The organism is Bradyrhizobium sp. FW305-F6, from assembly GCF_058782905.1.
Map to the genome: position 1 here is coordinate 466,741 of NZ_JBYSYD010000002.1, position 19,827 is coordinate 486,567.

General features: G+C 63.6%; 21 protein-coding genes. 4 read left to right on the forward strand and 17 right to left on the reverse strand.

Annotated elements, in window-relative coordinates; genetic code table 11:
- Positions 1–150 precede the first annotated feature (150 nt).
- Positions 151–600 carry a hypothetical protein gene (locus AC3WLX_RS13540; RefSeq protein WP_492336304.1) on the forward strand — a complete coding sequence of 150 codons (450 nt, stop codon included), beginning with the start codon at positions 151–153 and terminating at the stop codon, positions 598–600.
- Positions 600–914 (forward strand): hypothetical protein, encoded by a 315-nt coding sequence (locus AC3WLX_RS13545; protein ID WP_492336305.1) that lies wholly within the window; start codon positions 600–602, stop codon positions 912–914. The genes AC3WLX_RS13540 and AC3WLX_RS13545 overlap by 1 nt, the downstream gene beginning before the upstream one ends.
- Positions 915–940: 26 nt before the next feature.
- Here the strand turns inward: AC3WLX_RS13545 and hspQ are convergent, their stop codons facing one another.
- From hspQ to nifD, 9 genes are all read right to left on the reverse strand, one after another.
- Positions 941–1,258 carry a heat shock protein HspQ gene (gene hspQ / locus AC3WLX_RS13550; protein WP_492336306.1) on the reverse strand — a complete coding sequence of 106 codons (318 nt, stop codon included), beginning with the start codon at positions 1,256–1,258 and terminating at the stop codon, positions 941–943.
- Positions 1,259–1,277: 19 nt separating this feature from the next.
- Positions 1,278–1,565, reverse strand: coding sequence for a ferredoxin III, nif-specific (gene fdxB, locus AC3WLX_RS13555; protein WP_131870828.1), 288 nt, complete (start codon positions 1,563–1,565; stop codon positions 1,278–1,280).
- Positions 1,566–1,578: 13 nt separating this feature from the next.
- Positions 1,579–1,779 (reverse strand): CCE_0567 family metalloprotein, encoded by a 201-nt coding sequence (locus tag AC3WLX_RS13560; RefSeq protein ID WP_291630786.1) that lies wholly within the window; start codon positions 1,777–1,779, stop codon positions 1,579–1,581.
- A 9-nt stretch (positions 1,780–1,788) separates the two neighbouring features.
- Positions 1,789–2,259, reverse strand: a complete 471-nt coding sequence (locus AC3WLX_RS13565) for a NifX-associated nitrogen fixation protein (protein WP_492336307.1) — start codon at positions 2,257–2,259, stop codon at positions 1,789–1,791.
- 11 nt (positions 2,260–2,270) lie between these two features.
- Positions 2,271–2,666 (reverse strand): nitrogen fixation protein NifX, encoded by a 396-nt coding sequence (gene nifX / locus AC3WLX_RS13570; RefSeq protein ID WP_291624475.1) that lies wholly within the window; start codon positions 2,664–2,666, stop codon positions 2,271–2,273.
- 22 nt (positions 2,667–2,688) lie between these two features.
- Entirely contained in the window at positions 2,689–4,071 is a 1,383-nt protein-coding gene (gene nifN, locus AC3WLX_RS13575) for a nitrogenase iron-molybdenum cofactor biosynthesis protein NifN (protein ID WP_492336308.1), read from the reverse strand.
- Positions 4,072–4,080: 9 nt separating this feature from the next.
- Entirely contained in the window at positions 4,081–5,748 is a 1,668-nt protein-coding gene (gene nifE, locus AC3WLX_RS13580; protein ID WP_492336309.1) for a nitrogenase iron-molybdenum cofactor biosynthesis protein NifE, read from the reverse strand.
- Positions 5,749–5,863: 115 nt separating this feature from the next.
- Positions 5,864–7,423 (reverse strand): nitrogenase molybdenum-iron protein subunit beta, encoded by a 1,560-nt coding sequence (gene nifK, locus AC3WLX_RS13585; protein ID WP_492336310.1) that lies wholly within the window; start codon positions 7,421–7,423, stop codon positions 5,864–5,866.
- Positions 7,424–7,499: 76 nt separating this feature from the next.
- Complete coding sequence (gene nifD, locus AC3WLX_RS13590) at positions 7,500–9,002, reverse strand: nitrogenase molybdenum-iron protein alpha chain (protein ID WP_492336311.1); 1,503 nt, start codon at positions 9,000–9,002, stop codon at positions 7,500–7,502.
- Positions 9,003–9,355: 353 nt separating this feature from the next.
- Here nifD and AC3WLX_RS13595 point away from each other — a divergent pair, with 353 nt between their 5' ends.
- Entirely contained in the window at positions 9,356–9,808 is a 453-nt protein-coding gene (locus tag AC3WLX_RS13595; protein WP_492336312.1) for a SufE family protein, read from the forward strand.
- Between the two features lie 9 nt (positions 9,809–9,817).
- On the opposite strand, the gene AC3WLX_RS13600 is transcribed toward AC3WLX_RS13595, so the two are convergent.
- The 8 genes from AC3WLX_RS13600 to AC3WLX_RS13635 all read right to left on the reverse strand — a co-directional run bounded on the left by AC3WLX_RS13600 (position 9,818) and on the right by AC3WLX_RS13635 (position 18,223).
- Positions 9,818–10,156, reverse strand: coding sequence for a nitrogen fixation protein NifZ (locus tag AC3WLX_RS13600; protein ID WP_492336313.1), 339 nt, complete (start codon positions 10,154–10,156; stop codon positions 9,818–9,820).
- The gene (locus AC3WLX_RS13605) at positions 10,153–11,394 is read right to left on the reverse strand and encodes a cysteine desulfurase (protein WP_492336314.1); all 1,242 of its coding nucleotides are present in this window, start codon (positions 11,392–11,394) and stop codon (positions 10,153–10,155) included. The genes AC3WLX_RS13600 and AC3WLX_RS13605 overlap by 4 nt, the downstream gene beginning before the upstream one ends.
- Positions 11,395–11,398: 4 nt before the next feature.
- On the reverse strand, positions 11,399–12,718 hold the full coding sequence (sufD, locus tag AC3WLX_RS13610) for a Fe-S cluster assembly protein SufD (RefSeq protein ID WP_492336315.1): 1,320 nt from the start codon (positions 12,716–12,718) through the stop codon (positions 11,399–11,401).
- A gap of 4 nt (positions 12,719–12,722) precedes the next feature.
- A complete protein-coding gene (sufC, locus tag AC3WLX_RS13615; RefSeq protein ID WP_492336316.1) occupies positions 12,723–13,481 on the reverse strand; it encodes a Fe-S cluster assembly ATPase SufC in 759 nt (252 codons plus the stop codon).
- 22 nt (positions 13,482–13,503) lie between these two features.
- Positions 13,504–15,000 (reverse strand): Fe-S cluster assembly protein SufB, encoded by a 1,497-nt coding sequence (sufB, locus tag AC3WLX_RS13620; RefSeq protein WP_492336317.1) that lies wholly within the window; start codon positions 14,998–15,000, stop codon positions 13,504–13,506.
- A gap of 52 nt (positions 15,001–15,052) precedes the next feature.
- Complete coding sequence (locus AC3WLX_RS13625) at positions 15,053–15,247, reverse strand: 4Fe-4S dicluster domain-containing protein (RefSeq protein ID WP_025037833.1); 195 nt, start codon at positions 15,245–15,247, stop codon at positions 15,053–15,055.
- A 145-nt stretch (positions 15,248–15,392) separates the two neighbouring features.
- Positions 15,393–17,129, reverse strand: a complete 1,737-nt coding sequence (nifA, locus tag AC3WLX_RS13630) for a nif-specific transcriptional activator NifA (protein ID WP_492336318.1) — start codon at positions 17,127–17,129, stop codon at positions 15,393–15,395.
- Between the two features lie 254 nt (positions 17,130–17,383).
- On the reverse strand, positions 17,384–18,223 hold the full coding sequence (locus tag AC3WLX_RS13635; RefSeq protein ID WP_492336319.1) for an SDR family NAD(P)-dependent oxidoreductase: 840 nt from the start codon (positions 18,221–18,223) through the stop codon (positions 17,384–17,386).
- 317 nt (positions 18,224–18,540) lie between these two features.
- On the opposite strand from AC3WLX_RS13635, the gene AC3WLX_RS13640 reads away from it, so the two are divergent.
- Complete coding sequence (locus AC3WLX_RS13640) at positions 18,541–19,377, forward strand: xanthine dehydrogenase (RefSeq protein ID WP_492336320.1); 837 nt, start codon at positions 18,541–18,543, stop codon at positions 19,375–19,377.
- Positions 19,378–19,827 lie beyond the last annotated feature (450 nt).

Genomic DNA, 19,827 nt, shown 5'->3' on the forward strand with positions numbered 1-19,827 from the left:
ACAGCGTTGTCACCCGCCGGTTCGGCATGTGGGGCCGATTGCGCGCCGATTCTCTCCAAATTCTGCGGCGTCGTAGCTGTCGACGCACTCGCGCGAGCTGGCATGGAAATTGATGCTATTCAGCCAGGCCCCTTCGGCATGGAGAAAAAGATGAACGTCGCGTCTGAATTCGCCGCCTGCTCGGAAGACGAGATCAAGGCGTTGCTCGATGGCGGCACGCTGACCGTCTATTCGGTCGCGCGCCCGGTCACTGCCGATCGCCCCGTCGATCGCAGCGGCGTGCTCGCCACGTTCAAGTTTGCAAGCCCCGCTTTCAGTGCTGAAGCCGGCGGCGTGACCCTCGCGGCCAATCCGGTGCCGGCAAGCAGCGTCGGCACGCCGGGCTTTGCGCGGGCCTGCAAGGCCGACGGGACCGTCGTGGCGGACTTCTCCGCCGGACCGGGCCCGCGCGAGATCAAATTCGCCGAGGTCTCCTGCTCGCAAGGTGCGCCGGTGAAGATCACCGCCTTCAAGTTCATCGCCGAAGGCGGATGGCCGGAACGCCCGGACTATTACGACGCCCATCCGCGTCCCGGTTTTGCCATGCCGCTGGTGCCGTGATGGCGATCCTGGTCAAGACCACGCAGGACGGCCGCAAGCTCGAGGTGGTCGGGCTTGCGATCACGCTGGGCGGCAAGCTCGAGGCGAACGAGCTGATCGAGGTGAAGGATCACCCTTATCGTCGCGCGATCCGTGCCGCCGCGCCGGAGGCGACTCACATGGCCGGCCGCGTGCCCCTGACGCAGGCTGAGGCGGAGGTCGTTCTCGCCGCGTTCAAGCAGGCGGAGGCCGGCATGCTCGCCAATCCGGTCGCGATCCACGAACGTTTCCGCATCGCCGCGATGATGAAGGCGCGCGAACAGGGGATCGAGTAGACTGGCGTCGCCACGCACCTCGCGCGTCAGTTCATCACGTGCCTGCGCCGGCGATAGCCACCTGCTTCGCCGACCTCGAACATCGTCCCGATCCCGGGATGACTGACCGGCTCGCCGGAATCATCGGGCTCCAGGTCATTCTCGGCAATACAGGCCACATAGGGAATTTCGTCGTCTTCGGCGAAAAGCCGATAGACCAGCCTCGTTGCTATCCCGTCGGATGCCGATTCGCCATCGGTGCCGGCAAACGACGTATCCACGTCGAAAATGACGCCGCGCATCGCATAAAGTCGGTGGCGGATCACTTGGCCGATATTGTACCTGGCGAACTGGATTTTGCCCATCGCTGGTCCTGCGCGCGCCTCAGGCGGCTGCGGGGGCGTGGGTCTGGCAGTTGGTCGGGCAGACCCGCGCGCAGGCGCCGCAGCCGATGCAGGCGCCGTCGTCGTTCATCACCATGACCTTCTTTTCGACCTCGTCATCGTCGTCATCGAGGTCGATCATCTCGCCGTCCTCGTTGATGCCTTTGAGCGTCATGACCTCGCGGCCGCAGACCTTGTAGCAGCGGCCGCAGCCGATGCACTTCTTGGCATCGATCGAGACCAGATAGTCCGGCTTCCAGTCGCGGCCGTCGCGGGTTGCGTAGGACATGGTCGGGATCCGGTTATGCCTTTTCCAGCGTCTTGAGATCCTCGCGCTTGCGCTCGAGCTCGGCGAAGGCATCGTGCGCCTTCTGGGCGACGGTCAGAATCGAGGTCCAGTTGATCGGCAGCTCCTCCGACAGGTCGTGGAGATCCATCTTGGCCTGCGTGGCCTTGGCCGACAGCTTCTTGATCTCGGCCTTCAGTGTTTCAAGGTCGCTCATGCTCTAACCTCAGTAATTCGCGACATCGGGAAACTTGCGGATCATCTCGACCCCGCCTGCGACGTACTTGTCGCCCTCGGCCGCAAGCTTGGCGAGATTGTCGAAACCAAAGCGGTGCACGTCGCGCAGTTGCTTGTTGACGACGATAAGCCGCCCGCCGATCAGGACCAGGCGACCGAAGCCTTCATGGTGCATCTTGAGCATCGGCGAGATCATCACGCCGGTTTCCTTCTCGATCAAGAGCGAGACGGCGTTGAAGAACAGCTCCATGCGCCAGATCGTGTCCGGATCGGGATCGCCGACGATCGGCAGCGCACGGCGCTTCTCCTTGTCGAGGATATAGGGCTCGAGCAGATCGAGGTCCTTCTTGCCCTCCCAGGCGCCATGGGTGTCCTGGGCCCGCCAGATCTTGACGAGCTCCTTGACGAACGGCGCCTCGGCCGCGGTGTCGGGTTGAACCAGTTCAGCCGCCTCTGACATGAGTGTTTCCTTCAGTCTTCGAAATCAAAGCTGCGATCCTGTCCCTTGGCGAGCACCTTGCGCAGCCAGGGCGGCGGCGAGCCTTTCAGCACGTCTTCGAGCTTGACGCAGAGGTCGTCGATGGCCTCGGGCTGAGTCACCTTCATCGGATGGATGTTGTTGGCGACGACCCGGGCCGCGCCCGAGCCGCCGATCGCGGCGACATAGAGGATCACGCAATCCTTGATTGCCTCGATCTTCGGCGCCAGTTTGTCCTCGTTGCCGTCCTCCTTGAGGTCGCCGTCGAACTGAATGGCCTCGACGAAGCGATGGCCGTCCGGATTGACGTCGTAGATGGCGATGTTCTTGGCCCAGCCGAAATGCGCATCGACGCGCTTGAGGTCCTGGGTGGCAAAGGCGACTTTCATCGGTCTGGTCCCTCTTCTTGCGTCAATGCAGTTGCGGCGGGACGACCTGGAGGCCACTGTCCGTGCTCCGCCAGGTCTCGGGCGTCGGCTGGTGGTTGGTCTCGCGGTCGGCGATGACGAGATTGGCGAGGTCGAAGATCAGATCGCGCGTGCCGCGGTAACCGACCGACAGCTGATGGCCGGCGCCGAGCCGGTCGAACATCGGGAAGCCTGCACGGTAGAACGGAATCTTCAGGCGCGAGGCCGCCTGCCGGCCGTGCGAATGCGTGATGAGAAGATCACAGTCGTGCGCCTTGGCGCGCTCTTCCAGATCCTCGAGATCGCCGATCAGGACCTCCTGGGTCCTGATGCGCTCGAGCACCGGCGAGACCGTGGTGGTCACCGCGACCGCGACTTCGGCACCCATCTCGTGCAGCATGCTGGAGAGATCGAATAGCAGGTCCGGCTCGGCCCCGATCGCGAGCTTGCGTCCGCCGATGTGGAAATGGCTGTCGAGCATTGCGTCTGCGAGCTGGCCGCGCTGCCGGCGGTATTTCGCCGGCACGGGCCTTCCGCTGATCTCGCTGAGGAATGCGATGAACTCGTCGTTTGGGGCGAGGCCGCAAAGCCGCTCGAACAGGCGGAACGGCACCCCCGCCTTCTGCTGCATGGCTTCCGCCGCGCGCCTCATCTGCGCACCGACCGCGATGGTCCAGCCCGCCTGCCCCATGGTCGCGATCTCGTCGACCCCTATGCCGCCAATCGTGGTGGGCGTGAATTCGTCGGGGATATGACCATCGAGCGAGCCGGCAAGGTCCGGCAGGAAGGACGGCTTGAGGCCGAAATCCTCGATGATGGTGCGCAGCTCGTCGAGATCGCCGGGCGTGAGATGGCAGCCCGGCAGGACGTTCACGCGCGCCGCATCGCGCGCAGCCCCGGCCTCGACCGGATCGACCAACACCTCGACCATGCGCGCGACGGTCTTTTCCCAGCCGTCCTGGAAGGCGTCCTTGAAATCAGGCGTTGCGACATAGACCAGCGGAAATTTTTCGAGCTGCGGATGCTTTTGCCGGATCAGGCGGATGAAGCCTTCGACGTCGTCGCCCTTGGTCTCGGTGACGCCGGTCGAATTGATGCCGATGATCTCCGGCTTGGTTCGATTGTAGATGTTGAGGATGGCCTGCTCGACGTTCTCATAGCCGCCGAGCACGGTTGCGACCTCGCTCATCGCGGTGGTCTGCATCGGCACGGCTTCCTTGAAATGCCGCACGAACAGCGTCAGCCCAAACGAGGTGCAGCCCTGCGAGCCATGCAGCAGCGGCATCGCCCCGCGCAGGCCCATGAAGGCAAAGGAGCCGCCGATCGGCTGGCTCATCTTGAGCGGATTGACCGAGCAGGCCTTCTTGGAGGTGGTGACGATGGCCATCTGGGCGCCCTACTCCGCCGCCTCGAGGATCGGCGTCGGCTGTACCGCGAGGATGTCCTCGATCCGTCCCTTGCAGGCGCCGCAGCCGCCCGAGGCGTTGGTATGCTCCTTCACCCCGTCGACGGTGGAGAGGCCGTGGGCGGCGATCGCATCCTCGATGGTGCCGAGATCGACCGTCTTGCAGTGGCAGATCTTCTTGGCGCGCCGGGCCTCCTCGGCGCGGACCGGATCGGCCGCAATCTCTGCCGCCTGCGCATCCATCTGCGCCATCGCTTTGGTCTGCCAGTTGACGCCGGCCTCGTCCCATGGCGCCGGCTTGCGGAGCTGCGCCCACATCGGATTGTAGAGCGCCTTCTCGATCTGCTCCATCAGCGTGACCATGCCGATATAGCCCATATAGGCGTGGCTCCGCTCCTGGTTGATGTCGAGCCAGGGCATCGCCGCCTTCAGCGCGACGAACTGCGACTTGCCGCCGGAGAGCATGATGTCGGCGCGCGCGTCCTTCAGCATCTTGTACATTTCGCGCGGCGTCATGTCCTCGATCATGTGGGCGTCCTGCCCCATCAGCTCCTTGATCCGCTCCTTGTCCTCCTTGGTGGACTTCTTCACGGAGGTGCCGACGATCTCGAGACCCGCCTCCTGGAGCGCCGCAACCACCGACCACGACTTCACTCCGCCGGTGATCAGAAGCACCTTCTTGTCCTTGAATCGCGGCTTGAAGCGCTCGATGGCCGCCCAGGCCTTGGCTTCCTCCCGCGCGATCACCGCTTCGGTGCGGTCCATCAGCTCCGCCGGCGCGCCGCGCTCGATCAGCAGCCGCGCGATCTCGCGCAGGGAATCGCTGGAATCCTGGATCCCGTAGAACGAGCCCTCGAAGTAGGGAATGCCGTAGCGCTCCTCCATCTTGCGGGCGACGTTGATCATCGCCTTGGAGCACACCATCATGGCGGCCTTGGCCCGATGCGAGTAGGCCAGCTCGCGGTATTTTCCGTCACCGGAGATGCAGGAGAGGATGCGGATGCCAAGCTCGTCCAGCAGCGGCTTGATCTGCCAGAATTCGCCTGACAGGTTGTACTCGCCGATGATGTTGATGTCGTAGGGCGTGGTGTAGTCGGGCTCCTCGGTGCCGATGACGTGCTCGAGCAGCGCCTCGCCGGCCAGCTTGTTGCCGAGATTCTTCGGGCCGACGAAGCCGGGCGAATTGACGGGGATGACCGGCTTGCCGAATTTCGTGGCCGCCGCCTTGCAGACCGCGTTGATGTCGTCGCCGATCATGGCGGGAACGCAGGTCTGGTAGACGAAGATCGCCGGCGGATCGTACTTCTCGATGACCTCCTTGATCGCCTTGTAGAGCCGCTTCTCGCCGCCAAACACGATGTCGGTCTCGTTCATGTCCGTGGTGAAGCTGCGCCGCCAGAGGTCGGAGCCGGACGACGCGCTGCCGCGGTTGTCCCAGGAATTTCCTTCGCAGGCGATCGGGCCATGGACCAGATGCGCGACGTCGGTGAACGGCTGCAGCGCGATCTTGGCACCGTCGAAGGCGCAGCCGCCGGCGGCCCCGCCCGGCTGCAGCTGCTTGGTGCAGCCCTTCTTGCGTTCGGCCTCCGTCTTGTTGGCGTTCTTGCCGCAACCCGGCTCGTTGAAGACGTCCTGGATGGTGGCCGACAGCGAGCTCATGCGTCTCTCCTATTCCCTGACCCGCTGCGCGAGCATCTCGCCCCGCAGTCTCGATCACTTGGCTAGACAGGTCGTCTGCCGCCGCCCGGCGAGGCGGCGGCAGGTCTCGTCGACATCAACGGATGATGTCGAAGCTGTAGTCGGTCTTGGCAGGCACGTTGGTGTTCTTGTCGATCTCGTCGAAGATCTTGTCGAGGATCTTGACCAAGACGTTCATGCCGCCCTGATAACCCCACACCGGATAACGGTGATGATGGTGGCGATCGAACACCGGAAAGCCGATGCGGATCAGCGGCGTGCCGGTGTCGCGCTCCAGATATTTGCCGTAGGTGTTGCCGATCAGGAAGTCGACCGGCTCTGTGAACAGCAGCGAGCGCATGTGCCAGAGATCCTTGCCCGGATAGGCATGGCAGTTCTTGCCGAACGGCGAGCTGGCGAACAGCCCTTCCATCTTCTCGGCCCAGGCCTTGTTGCCGTTGGTGGCGAGCACATGGGTCGGCTCGGCGCCGAGCTCGAGCAGGAAAGCCGCCAGGCCGTAGCAGAGGTCCGGATCGCCGTAGATCGCGAACTTCTTGCCGTGGATATGCGCGCTGGAATCAGCCATCGCATCGACCAGGCGGCCGCGCTCCTGCTCCAGAGTCTTCGCGATCGGCTTGCCGCTGATGCGCGACAGCGTCATCAGGAAGTCGTCGGTGGCGCTGACGCCAACCGGGTGGTTGAAGGCCGCAACCTCGTGTCCATGTCCCTGGATGAAGGGCAGCGTCTTCTCCGTGCAATATTGCTGCATGGAGATGGTCGCCTTGGCATGAATCGCGTTGGCGGCGTCCTGCAGCGTGGTGCCGCCGTCATACATGCGGAACTCGCCGTCGGTAGGAGTGTCGAACACGTCGCTGTTGTCGGCCAGGATCGTGTACTCGATCCCCATCAGCTCGAAGATACGCTTGATCTCGCGGATGTTGCCGACGGTGTAGCCGTCGAAGCCGCCGATGAAGTTGATCTTGTCGTTCTCCTTGCGCTCGAGCTTCGGCGCGGTGCCGGCCTTGCCGTCCCAGAAGTGCTCCAGAATGCCCTTGAGAGCATTGTCGTAGCCAGTGACGTGGCTGCCGACAAAGGCCGGCGTATGGGCGAAGGGCACGTCGTATTCGGCCGGAACCGAGCCCTTCTCCTTCGCCGTCTTGATGAAGGCGTTGAGGTCGTCGCCAATCACCTCCGCCATGCAGGTGGTCGAGACGGCGATCATCTTCGGCTTGTACATGTTGTAGGTGTTGGCGAGGCCGTCGATCATGTTGTTGAGGCCGCCGAACACGGCCGCATCCTCCGTCATCGAGGAGGAGACGCAGGAGCTCGGCTCCTTGAAGTGGCGAGACAGGTGGCTGCGGTAGTAGGCGACGCAGCCTTGCGAGCCGTGCACGAAGGGCAGCGTGCCCTCGAAGCCGACTGCGACGAACACCGCGCCGAGCGGCTGGCAGGCCTTGGCGGGATTGACGGTCAAGGCTTCACGCGCGAAGTTCTTCTCGCGATATTCGGGCGTCTTGGCCCATTCGCGGATGCGCTCGACTTCCGCCGGATCGTGCGGGTTCTCGAACAGCGCTTTTTTGTTGGCCAGCATCTGCTGGTATTCCGGACCTCGGAACAGCTCGAAGTGATCGAGCACGTGTTCGGCATTCTGTGTCATCTTGGCACCTTGGTTGGATTCGTGTTCGATCGCCTGTCCCGGCTCCTCCCTGAACGGGAGGAGCCGGCGCTTACCGTCATTCCGCCGCCATCAGGCTCGGCCGCGGGGCATCCTTCCAGGGTGCCTTGGTCTTCTTCCAGATCGGGGAGTTGATCGCCATGTCCATGTCGCGGGCGAAGATCGCGAAGCCGTCATAGCCGTGATAGGGACCGGAATAGTCCCAGGAGTGCATCTGCCGGAACGGCACGCCCATCTTCTGGAAGACGTACTTCTCCTTGATGCCGGAACCGACGAGATCGGGCTGGATCTTCTCGACGAAGCGCTCGAACTCGTAACCGGTGACGTCGTCATAGATCAGCGTGCCGTCCTTGACGTAATGCTGGGCGGTGCGCTGGTAGTCGTCGTTGTGGCCGAACTCGTAACCGGTGCCGACCACCTCCATGCCGAGGTCCTCGTAGGCGCCGATGACGTGGCGGGGACGCAGTCCGCCGACGAACAGCATCACCGTCTTGCCTTCGAGGCGCGGGCGGTACTTTGCGATCACCGCGTCCATCAGCGGCTGGTACTTGGCGATGACGCGCTCGGCGCCTTCCTTGATCTTGTCGTCGAAGAAGCTGGCGATCTTGCGCAGCGATTCCGCGATCTTGGAGGGACCGAAGAAATTGTACTCGCACCAGGGAATGCCGAACTTCTCTTCCATGTGGCGGGAGATGTAGTTCATCGAGCGGTAGCAATGCAGGACGTTGAGCTTCGCCTTGGGCGTCGCTTCGAGCTCGGCGAGGCTGCCGTCACCCGACCATTGCGCGATCACGCGCAGGCCCATCTCCTCGAGCAGGATGCGCGAGGACCAGGCGTCGCCGCCGATGTTGTAGTCGCCGATGATGGCGACGTCGTAGGGCGTCGCTTCGAACGCCGGCTTGGCCTCCGGCGAGATCTTGTCGAAGATCCAGTCGCGCACCGCGTCGTTGGCGATGTGATGACCGAGCGATTGCGAGACGCCGCGGAAGCCCTCGCAGCGCACCGGGACGATGGTCTTGCCGTCATACTCCTTGGACTTCACCTTCGACACCGCCTCGATGTCGTCACCGATCAGGCCGATCGGGCATTCCGACTGGATGGTGATGCCGTGGTTGAGCGGGAACAGCTCCTGGATCTCGTCGATGATCTTGGCGAGCTTCTTGTCGCCGCCGAACACGATGTCCTTTTCCTGGAAGTCGGAGGTGAACTGCATCGTGACGAAGGTGTCGATGCCGGTCGTGCCGATATAGTAGTTGCGCCGGGCCGCCCAGGAGTACTGCCCGCAGCCGACCGGGCCGTGGCTGATGTGGATCATGTCCTTGATGGGGCCCCACACCACGCCCTTGGAGCCGGCATAGGCGCAGCCGCGAATGGTCATCACGCCGGGGATGGATTTCAGGTTCGACTTGACGCCGCAATCGGACTTGCCGGCCTCGTGCACGTTGAGGTGCTTGGCGCGACGCTTTGCGGTCTTCTCCGGATAGACCTTCAAGACCTCGTCGATCAGTTGCTTGTTGCGGGCCTTGATCTCGGCAACGCTCTGTGTGGTTGCTAGGCTCATACGAATATCCCTCGGTTATCCCTGTGTGAACGATTGGACGCCTGAACCGGCGCGCCGCTCTCGCGATCTGTTTCCGCGAGGTCGCCTTGCACAAGGACTTTTGCAACGAGTGTGCCAGCGCTTGCCGGGGACAAAAATTAGAGCGATTTTAGACAGATAGCGGCGAGCCTCCCGATTGTTGCAAACCCGACATCGCATCATGTCGACATGTGCGTGCACCGAGGGCTGTTCGAAACAAAACAATGCATCCGTCGGCGAGGGACGCCGAACAAGCATTTCCCTGCACGGAAGCATCGATCCGCGCCGCGGTATGGAGCTTGCTTGATGCATCGCACCAACGCATCGAGGCGCTCATGCAGCTTGAAACGGGATCTCGGCCAACGCCGATCGAGGACATCATCGAGAATTTCTCGCTCCTCGACGAGTGGGACGACCGCTACCGCTACGTCATCGAGCTCGGTCGCAAGCTGACGCCCTATCCTGACGAGCTGCGAACGGGCGCCAACAAGGTGCAGGGCTGCGCCAGCCAGGTCTGGCTTGCGACGACAGTCGAGCACCGGGATGGATACCCCTTCCTCACCTTTGCGGGCGACAGCGATGCTCACATCGTCCGCGGCCTGGTCGCGATCCTAATTGCGCTCTTGTCGGGACGGCCGGCCGCGGAGATTTCGCGCGAGGACCCCATCGCTCTGTTCGAGCGGCTCGGGCTCGGCGAGCACCTGACACCCCAACGCTCCAACGGATTCCGGTCGATGGTGGCGCGGACCCGTGCCGATGCAGCGGCCGCACTGGGGGAGGCCGTCTGAAGCCGACCGTCAGGCGAGGTCGAACGCCGTGCCCATCCGCATCATTTCGCGGCCGCGCATGATGACGAAGACCGACCGGGCCGTGAACTCGACCGTGTAGTACAGCTCGCCGAGAAAGCGCCAGCTCTCGCGCACGATGCCGGCATCGCCCGGATGCACCAACGGCTCGCCAATGTCCTTGTGCGGATACATGCCGTCATTCCTGATCAGGGCCGCGGCGCGAACCGGCTCGCCAGGCGAAAACTCTCCGGTGAATCGCCGCTCTATGTTCCGCACCGCGCGGCGCCTGTGGGCATCGCAGACGATGCGGGCAACGGGTCGTGGCTTCGCAGCCGTTTGTCCCCTCATGAGAACATCTCCTGGGCCTTGACCAGCGCCTCGGCCAGCGCGTCGACCTCGTCCATGGTGTTGTAGAGGGCGAACGAGGCCCGGCAGGTCGCAGTCACCCCGAAGCGCTCGAGCAGCGGCATCGCGCAATGGGTTCCCGCCCGCACCGCGACGCCGGCCCGATCGATGACGGTCGCATAATCGTGGGCGTGGGCGTTCTTCATCTCGAACGACACGACCGGCCCTTTGTCGGCAGCCGTCCCGATGAGCCGCAGCGAGTTGATTCCACGCAGTCGTTCCTGGGCATACGCCAGCAAGCCGTTCTCGTGCCTGCGAATCCGCTCCTTGCCGATCGATTCGACGTAGTCGATGGCAGCCCCGAATCCGATCGCCTGCACGATCGGCGGCGTGCCGGCCTCGAAGCGGTGTGGCGGCTCGCCATAGGTGACGGTGTCGCGCGAGACTTCGCGGATCATCTCGCCGCCGCCGTTGAACGGCGGCATGGTCGCGAGATGCTCGTACTTGCCGTAGAGTGCGCCGATGCCGGTCGGTCCATACAGCTTGTGCCCGGTGATGACATAGAAGTCGCAATCGATGTCGCGAACGTCCACGTCCATGTGCACCGCGCCTTGCGAGCCGTCGACCAGGACGGGTATCCCGCGCGCATGCGCCAGCCGCACGATTTCCTTGACCGGAGCCACAGAGCCGAGCACGTTCGACATCTGAGTGATTGCGACCAGCTTGGTCTTCGCATTCAACAGCTTCTCGAACTCGTTAAGCAGGAAGTTGCCGTCGTCGTCGACCGGCGCCCATCTGATCACGGCGCCCTGCCGCTCCCGCAGGAAGTGCCACGGCACGATGTTGGCGTGATGCTCCATGATCGAGAGGACGATCTCGTCGCCCTCGCCAATCCGCTCGCGGCCGAACGTTTGCGCCACGAGATTGATCGCTTCCGTCGCCCCGCGGGTGAAGATAATCTCCTCGCGCCGCTTCGCGTTGAGGAATCTGGCGACTCTGTCGCGTGCACCCTCATAGGCCTCCGTGGCGGCATTGGCGAGGTAATGCAGGCCGCGATGCACGTTGGCGTATTCGCTGGTATAGGCCTCTGTCAGCCGATCGAGTACCATCTTCGGCTTCTGCGCCGAGGCGGCATTGTCGAGATAGACCAGCGGCTTTCCGTGCACCTGCATCGACAGGATGGGGAAGTCCCGACGGACGCGGGCGACGTCATAGCTTCCGTTGCTCACCGCGGCGTGCATGGCGTCATTCCCGTCCCTTGAGCCAGGCGAGCATCGTCCGCGACAGCGCATCGCGCAGATCCTCGCGCGCGACGGCGTCGATCACCTCGCCCACGAAGGCCTGGATCAGCAGCGCCTCGGCCTCCTTCGCGGGTATGCCGCGCGCCATCAGATAGAATTTCAGCTGGTCATCCAGCGCGCCTGTCGTGGTGCCGTGTCCGCACTGAACGTCGTCGGCGAAGATTTCGAGCTCCGGCTTGCAGTTGGCCACGGCTTCATCCGACAGGAGCAGTGCGCGCGCCATCATCCTGGCGTCGGTCTGCTGCGCACCCGGTTGCACCGTGATCTTGCCCTGGAACACTGCCCGCGCCTCCTCGTCGACGACGGCCTTGAAGACCTCCCGGCTCTGCGAGCCGACGGCAGCATGTTCGGCAACGAGCGTCGTATCGGCGTGCTGACGGCCAGACAACAGGCTCGCCTGGTGCACATTGGCAATGGCCCCCTCGCCCGCCAGCTTCAGGAACAACTGGTTGCGCACCACGGCACCGCCCGTGGTCAAGCCAAAATCGCGGTAGGTCGCGCTCGCGCCGATCGTGGCCTCCAGCGTGGCGATGTGCAGCGCAGCTGCGCCTTCACCCGTGATCTTGACGCGGTCCAGACAGGCTCCGTCCGCGACGTCCACCTGCAGGGCCGCATTGACCTGATAGTCCGACTGATCCGGACCCTCGTACGTCTCGACCAGCGTGAGGACCGCACCGCTGCCGACCTCCACGCGCGACCGCGTGAACGTCGCGGCGGGAGCGCCGCCCGTGGTTACGAAGACGAGATGGATCGGCCGCTCCACGACGACACCGGGGGCGACCGCGATCAAGACGCCGTCGGCAGCGAACGCGGTGTTGAGCTCAGCGGCCGGATCGGATCCGGCCATGTCGAGCGGAAGAGGCAGTTCGCCCGCCCCGAGAGCTTCGATCGTCGCGCGGATGACGACGCCCGTCTCGAGACTGGCGAGATCGGAGAGCTCCGGCGCGAAGGCCCCATCGACGATCACGAGGCGCCGGAGGCCGAGACCGGCGAAGACCGCGCCCGCCTCGCGGCCGAGGCTCCTGGCATGTGCATCGGGTCTCTGCGCCAGCGGCTTGGCATCGCGCACCAGGCGCCGAAGGTCGGTATATTTCCAGGCCTCGATCCGGGAATGCGGCAGGCCGTGCGCTGCGAAGCGATCGAAAGCATCGCTCCGGATCACACCTGTGTCGCGCCCCCCGGGCAGGCTCTCGCGCACGGAAGCGAACAGATCGGCGAGTCCGATCTCGGCGGCGGTGCTGGCGGGACGGATCTCGGCATTCATGGGATCACGCGGCCTCGCTCTGATATTGCGCGTAGCCGGTCGCTTCCAGCTCCAGCGCGAGCTCCTTGCCGCCGGTCTTGACGATGCGTCCTGCCGCCAGCACATGCACGACGTCGGGTACGATATAGTCGAGCAGCCGCTGATAGTGGGTGATCACGATCATGCCGCGATCCGCTGCGCGCAGGCGGTTGACGCCGTCGGCGACGATGCGCAGCGCATCGATGTCGAGGCCCGAATCCGTCTCGTCCAGCACGCACAGTTTCGGTTCCAACAGCGCCATCTGGAGCGTCTCGTTTCGCTTCTTCTCGCCGCCGGAGAAGCCGACATTGAGCGGCCGCTTCAGCATCTCGGGGTCGATGCTCAGCTGCTTGGCCAGTTCACGCACCCGCTTCAGCACGTCCGGCGAGGACAGCTCCTCTTCGCCGCGCTTCTTGCGCTGGGCGTTGAGCGCCGTGCGCAGGAAGGTGAGCGTGGCAACGCCGGGGATTTCGAGCGGATACTGAAAGGCCAGGAACAGCCCCTTGGCGGCGCGCTCGTCGGGATCCATGGCAAGAAGATCCTCGCCGTTGAAGAACACTTCACCACCGGTGATCTCGTAGCCCGGCTTGCCCGAGAGCACATAGGACAGCGTCGACTTGCCGGCGCCGTTCGGACCCATGATCGCATGGATCTCGCCCTTGTTCACGGAGAGGTCGAGCCCGTTGAGAATCTGGCGGCCGTCGATCTCGGCCTTGAGCCCGCGGATTTCCAGCAGCGCCGTCATCACACTTCTCCTTTCGTGTTGGTCATCCGACGCTCCCTTCGAGCGAGATCGAGATCAGCTTCTGCGCTTCCACCGCGAATTCCATCGGCAACTGCTGCAGTACGTCCTTGACGAAGCCGTTGACGACGAGGCCGACCGCCTCTTCTTGCGAAAGCCCGCGCTGGATGCAGTAGAACAGCACGTCCTCGGAGATCTTCGAGGTCGTCGCTTCGTGCTCGAACGTAGCCGAGGAGTTCTTGGCCTCGATGTAGGGCACGGTGTGCGCGCCGCATTTGTCGCCGATCAGCAGCGAATCACAGGCCGTGAAGTTGCGGGCGCCGGTCGCCTTGCGGTGCGCCGTGACGAGGCCGCGATAGGTGTTCTGCGACTTGCCGGCGGCGATGCCCTTCGAGATGATCCGGCTCGTCGTGTTCTTGCCGAGATGGATCATCTTGGTGCCGCTATCGACCTGCTGATAGCCGTTCGAGATCGCGATCGAGTAAAACTCGCCGCGGGAATTGTCGCCGCGCAGAATGCAGCTCGGATATTTCCAGGTAATGGCCGATCCCGTCTCGACCTGGGTCCATGATATCTTGGAGTTGGCGCCGCGGCAGTCGCCGCGCTTGGTGACGAAATTGTAGATGCCGCCTTTGCCTTCCGAATTGCCGGGATACCAGTTCTGCACCGTCGAGTACTTGATCTCGGCATCGTCATGCGCGACGAGCTCGACCACGGCGGCGTGCAGCTGGTTCTCGTCGCGCTGCGGCGCGGTGCAGCCTTCGAGATAGGAGACGTAGGCGCCTTTGTCCGCGATGATCAGCGTGCGCTCGAACTGGCCGGTGTTGCGCTCGTTGATGCGGAAATAGGTCGACAGTTCCATCGGGCAGCGCACACCGGGCGGCACGTGGACGAACGAGCCGTCGGAGAACACCGCCGAGTTCAAGGTCGCGTAGAAATTGTCCGACGTCGGAACCACCGAGCCCAGATATTTCTGCACCAGCTCGGGGTGCTCGCGGATCGCTTCCGAGATCGGCATGAAGATCACGCCGGCCTTCTTCAGCTCGGCCTTGAACGTCGTCGCAACGGAGACCGAATCGAAGACGGCATCGACCGCGATCTTGCGGCGCGCAGGGTCTTCCTCGCCGGGCTTCGGCTCGACGCCTTCGAGCATGGCGACCTCCCGCAAGGGAATACCGAGCTTCTCGTAGGTCTTGAGGATCTCCGGATCGATCTCGTCCAATGACGAGACCGTCTTCTTCGGCTTCGGCGCCGCGTAGTAATAGAGGTCCTGGAAGTCGATCCTGGGATAGTCGACGCGAGCCCAGGCCGGCTCGGTCATGGTCAGCCAGCGGCGATAGGCCTCCAGCCGCCATTGCAGCATCCAGGCTGGTTCGTTCTTCTTCGCGGAGATGAACTTGACGATCTCCTCCGACAGCCCCTTCGGGGCCTTCTCGGAGTCGATCAGGGTCTCAAACCCATAACGATACTGGTCGACGTCGATGCCGCGAACCCGTTCGATGGTTTCCTGAACCGCCGCCATCTATCGCTCCATCCGGAAGAGAGGTTTCGCAGCCTGCGTCATCGATCTGCGCTCAAGCCGGGATGCAGGTGTCGGGTACCGGACAGACGGCCGCACATTGCGGCGTGTCGAAGCTTCCTTCGCACTCCGTGCACTTCTTGGGATCGATGACGTACATGTCGCGCTTGAGACTGATCGCGGCATTCGGGCATTCGAACTCACATGCGCCGCAAACCGTGCATTGCGAGGCGACAATCTTGTAGGCCATGTGTTCCGACTCCTTGAGCAGAGGATGCCTTCAGACATCCTCTTTCAAGCGTCGTGCCAACCGTGAAATATTTGAAATTCAAGCAAAATTCCGGACCATGCCGGTTGTCGCGGCCCCGACAGCATGTCGCATCTGCGACACGCGGTCAGAGCCGTTTGACCTCGATGCCGTGCTTCTTCAACGCATAGCCAATCTGCCGCGGCGTCAGGCCGAGCAGGCGCGCAGCCTTGGCCTGGACCCAACCGGACTTCTCCATGGCGGCGATGACACGATCACGGTCGGCCATGCTGCCGCTCGAGGACGCATTGGCAGAGTCCGGCGTCGACGCTCCCGGATCGAACGCTGCCGGCGCACCAACACTCGCCTCACGCGGAGCCCTGGCCGGCAGGACGGAGAGCGGCACGATCGGCAGCGATCGCTGCGGCGCAGCCTCGGATCCACCGTTCCACAACATCGCGGACAGACACTGGCTGTGGCAGCAGGCGAAATCGTTCCTGACGATCTCCGGTCCCGGCGCAAGCGTCGCCGTGCGCTGCACGCAGTTTTCCAGCTCCCGAACGTTGCCTGGGAAGCCGCAGCTCATCAGGACCTCGATCGCGTTCCGATCGAAGGACAACGTGCGGCCGTTCTCGGTGTTGAAGTTCTTCAGGAATTCGTTGGCCAGCAGCGGAATGTCGCTGCGCCGCTCGCGCAGCGGAGGCAACATCATCGGCACGACGCTAATGCGATAGTAGAGATCGGCGCGAAACTCGTTGCGCGCGACCGCTTCTTCCAGGTTGCGGTTGGTCGCAGCGATGACGCGCACGTCGACCTTGATGGTCTGGTTGCCGCCGACGCGCTCGAACTCCTGCTCCTGTAGCACGCGCAGGAGCTTGGCCTGAAACGACGCCGAGATCTCGCCGATTTCGTCCAGGAACAGCGTACCCTTGTCAGCCAGCTCGAACCTGCCCTTCCGCGAATTGAGCGCACCGGTAAAGGCGCCCTTCTCATGGCCGAACAGTTCGGATTCCAGCACCGATTCCGGCAGGGCGGCGCAATTGATCTTGATGAACGGACGCTTGGCGCGCGGCGAAAGCTCGTGAATGGCCTTTGCAATCAGCTCCTTGCCGGTACCGGACTCCCCGCGCAGCAGGACGGTCGAGTTCGACTTCGCCACCACCGCGATCTTTTCCAGCAGCCCTCGCAGCGCCGGGCTGTCGCCGATGATGCCTTCGACCTGAACCTTGCGGCGATCGCGCGCCGGCTTGAGCTCGGATAGCTCCTTCTGAAGGCGGTAGCTCTCATGCATCAATCGTTCGCGATCCTGCGCAACGACCCGGTGCAGCTTCACCGTCTGGCCGACCAGGTTGGCGACCATCGTCAGCAGGCGCACGTCGGAATCGAGCCGGTACATCGACCGCTCGTCCCAGATCCGATCGACCGTCAGGGTGCCGACGACCTTGGCGTCGATGCGGATCGGAACGCCGATGAAGGACACCCGGACCGCCTCCGAAGCGCCCAGCGTCTCCACGTCGGCCGGACCAAAGGCGGGATGGCTGGCGATGTTCTCCGCCACCAGCGGCATCGCGGTCGCGACAATCTGATCGACAGCCTTCTGCGGCAACCGCCCGCGATAACGCTCGTCACTGCCCTCGCTCCATCCGGCTCCGACGGTGAGATCGGGAATGCCGTCGTCCGCGAGCAGCGCGACCACGCCGTGGCGCATCTGGAGAAACGATTGCAGGAGGTTGACGACGTTGGCAAGCGTCGCCTCCAGCCGCGTCGGTGCCGTCAATATTTTCGAGATTTCGAAGATTCCGGTCAGCGCGATCTCATTGAGCGGCACGATTGGCGCCGTCTGATCGGCCCGGTGTCCTTCAACCGAGGGAGCAGCATTCAGCATCACGGAATCTCCGTTGCCCGTTACATCCTCCCGGCCGCTTTCTTTGGAATTTGTCTTATTCTGATTCATGTCGTGTCCAGAGTCGCGCTCAAGTTGTCGGCATTGCTGCAAAAAGATTCCATCCGCCTTGCACGCTTTATCATCCACTGTGCGGAATTACCGCCGGGACGGGCGACACGCTCAAGATCGACATCGGCGCATTGATCCAGCGCAAACCCTGCGAAATTTTTTCCAGGACGGCCGCGACCGCCCGATCATACGTGCTGCCCTCCGTTGATCGGTACTTCCGCACCGGTGACGTAGCTGGCCGCGTCCGAGCACAGGAAGAAGATCACCTTCGCGACCTCGTCGGGCGTACCGACGCGATGCAGCGGGATGATCGGCGCAAGTTGGGCCTCGGTCTCCGGCGACAGGATGTCGGTCTTGATCTCGCCGGGAGCGATCGCATTGACACGAATTCCGAACGGCGCGTAGTCGTGCGCCATCTCGCGGGTCAGGCACGCGAGCGCAGCTTTCGACGTCGCGTAGGCGGTGCCGGCAAAGGGATGCACGCGGGAGCCCACGATCGAGGTCACATTGACGATCGCGCCGGCGGCCCGTTTCAGCTCGTCGACCAGGCCCTGCGCGAACAAGACCGGCGCGAGCAGGTTGACGTGGAATACGCTCATCCAGGTTTCGACGGGCGTCGTCAGGGAGTTCAGCCGGCTGCCGTCCGCGGCCTTGGGCGAAATGCCGGCGTTGTTGATCAGCGCGTGCAGCGGCCCGCCGTTGAGCCGCTCCTTGATCTCGGCGAGCGCACGCGGCAGCGCGCGATGGTCGCTCAGCTCGACCTGCACATGGTTGTCGGCCCCGGAGTCCCAAGGACATCGCCCGGTGTCGAATGGCTGCCGGGAGCAGGTGATGATCCGCCAGCCGGCTTCGGAGAACAGCCTCCCCGTCGCATGACCGATGCCCCGGGACGCGCCGGTCAGCACGAGCGTTTTCTGCGCGCGGCTTTGTGCACGTGCCTTGTCGCCGTGAAACGGGCACGACGCGATGTCGGGTGCCGGCGCGCCACCCGGCGCGCCGTCGCGATCCAAGAGGTCGAGCGTCACCAGAACTCCTCACCGCGTCCGACCGGACGCCAGACAATGACGATGAAGGCAACTTTGCAGGAATTGGACCACACGCTATCGCCCGATCGCAGCAAATTCCGCGACCGAATGTCGAGTTCGCGACACGCTGCAAGGTTTGCAACACGCGCCCGTGCGCTTTCGGACCAAGCGGCGCCGTCACGCTGCGTTTCTCCTTTCTGAGTGCTGACCGGCAGTTGAGGGCTGTTTTTCAACCGTTCCAAATGGCCCGGCTCTTGCTCTTCCTGTTCCGAGCTTGATCGCGCCTTGCTGCATCTCCTCCGCAAACGTGGTTTCAAATGCCCCAGCCGCACGACCATCGACTCTTTGCCGTGATCCTCGGCACCAACGAGATCGCATCTGCGATCGGCCTCCAGCTGGTGCGCGCCGGATATTGTGTCGTGCTGTCACACGATCCGGATCCGCCGGTGATCCGGCGCAAGATGGCGTTTCATGACGCGCTATTCACCGACACAGTGCAGCTCGAAGATGTCGTCGCCGAGCGCGTCGACGACGGCATGCAGGTCTATCAGGCGCTTGGCCGGCCGGCACGAATCATGGTCACTTGGCTCGGCCTGCTCGACTTGCTTCCGGTCCGCCACATCGACCTTCTGGTCGATGCGCGACTGCAGAAGCGGCGGATCACGCCCGACCTCAGGCGGCTCGCCCACCTTGCTATCGGACTGGGCCCGGGCTTCTCGTCGAACTCCAATTGCGACGTCGCGGTCGAGACCCGCCCGGGCAAAATCGGGCTGGTCACCGACGCGCGCTGGACCGATGCCGCCGATGGCGTCGCGAGTTCACTGGGTGATGTCGGCGCGGAACGCTTCGTCTATTCGCGGTTCGCGGGACGCTGGCACACGCCGGTTGAGATCGGCACCCGCGTCTACCGCGACCTCGTGCTCGGTCACCTCTCCGGCGTACCCGTGCTCGCGCCGCGCGACGGAATCCTGCGCGGCATCGTCCGCGACGGCAGCGAAGTTCCGGCTGGGGTCAAGTTGCTGGAGATCGATCCGCGCGGTCGGGACGCCCAGTGGACCGGCGCGGATCAGCGGGGACGCGCCATTGCCAACGCAACAGCCGCGGCGGTCAGATTCCGCGCCGCGCGTCGCATCACGCAACGGAATCCAGCATGATCGTCTGCTCCTGCAACGTCATCAGCGACCACGACATCAGAGACGTGGCGTCGTCCGGCGACGAGCTTTGCTCCGCCGCGCAGATCTACGGCTGCCTCGGCTGCACGGTCAGGTGCGGGCTGTGCTCCCATTCCGTGAGGCGCATTCTCGAGGAACGGCAGCCCCGCCGCGAACGGTATTCGCGGGAGCATGGCGCGCTTCGTTCTGAAGCTTGAAATGAAAGCTCCCCGCATCAAGGGGCCTGCGCAGTGCGGGAGAGGAGTGCTGTCACCCGCTCTATTGCCGCGCTCCGGGTCACGTGGCCGTCATGGTTTCCCCCCCCCCGCAGATCACAACAATGGCCACGACATTGGTGCTTGCCGATGCCTCTGCGGATGTCGTTGGGGGGATCCGGTTCATGCAGGTCCCGAATGCCTAAAAAGGGTGATTTCCCGGGTTCTCGCCGGTCGA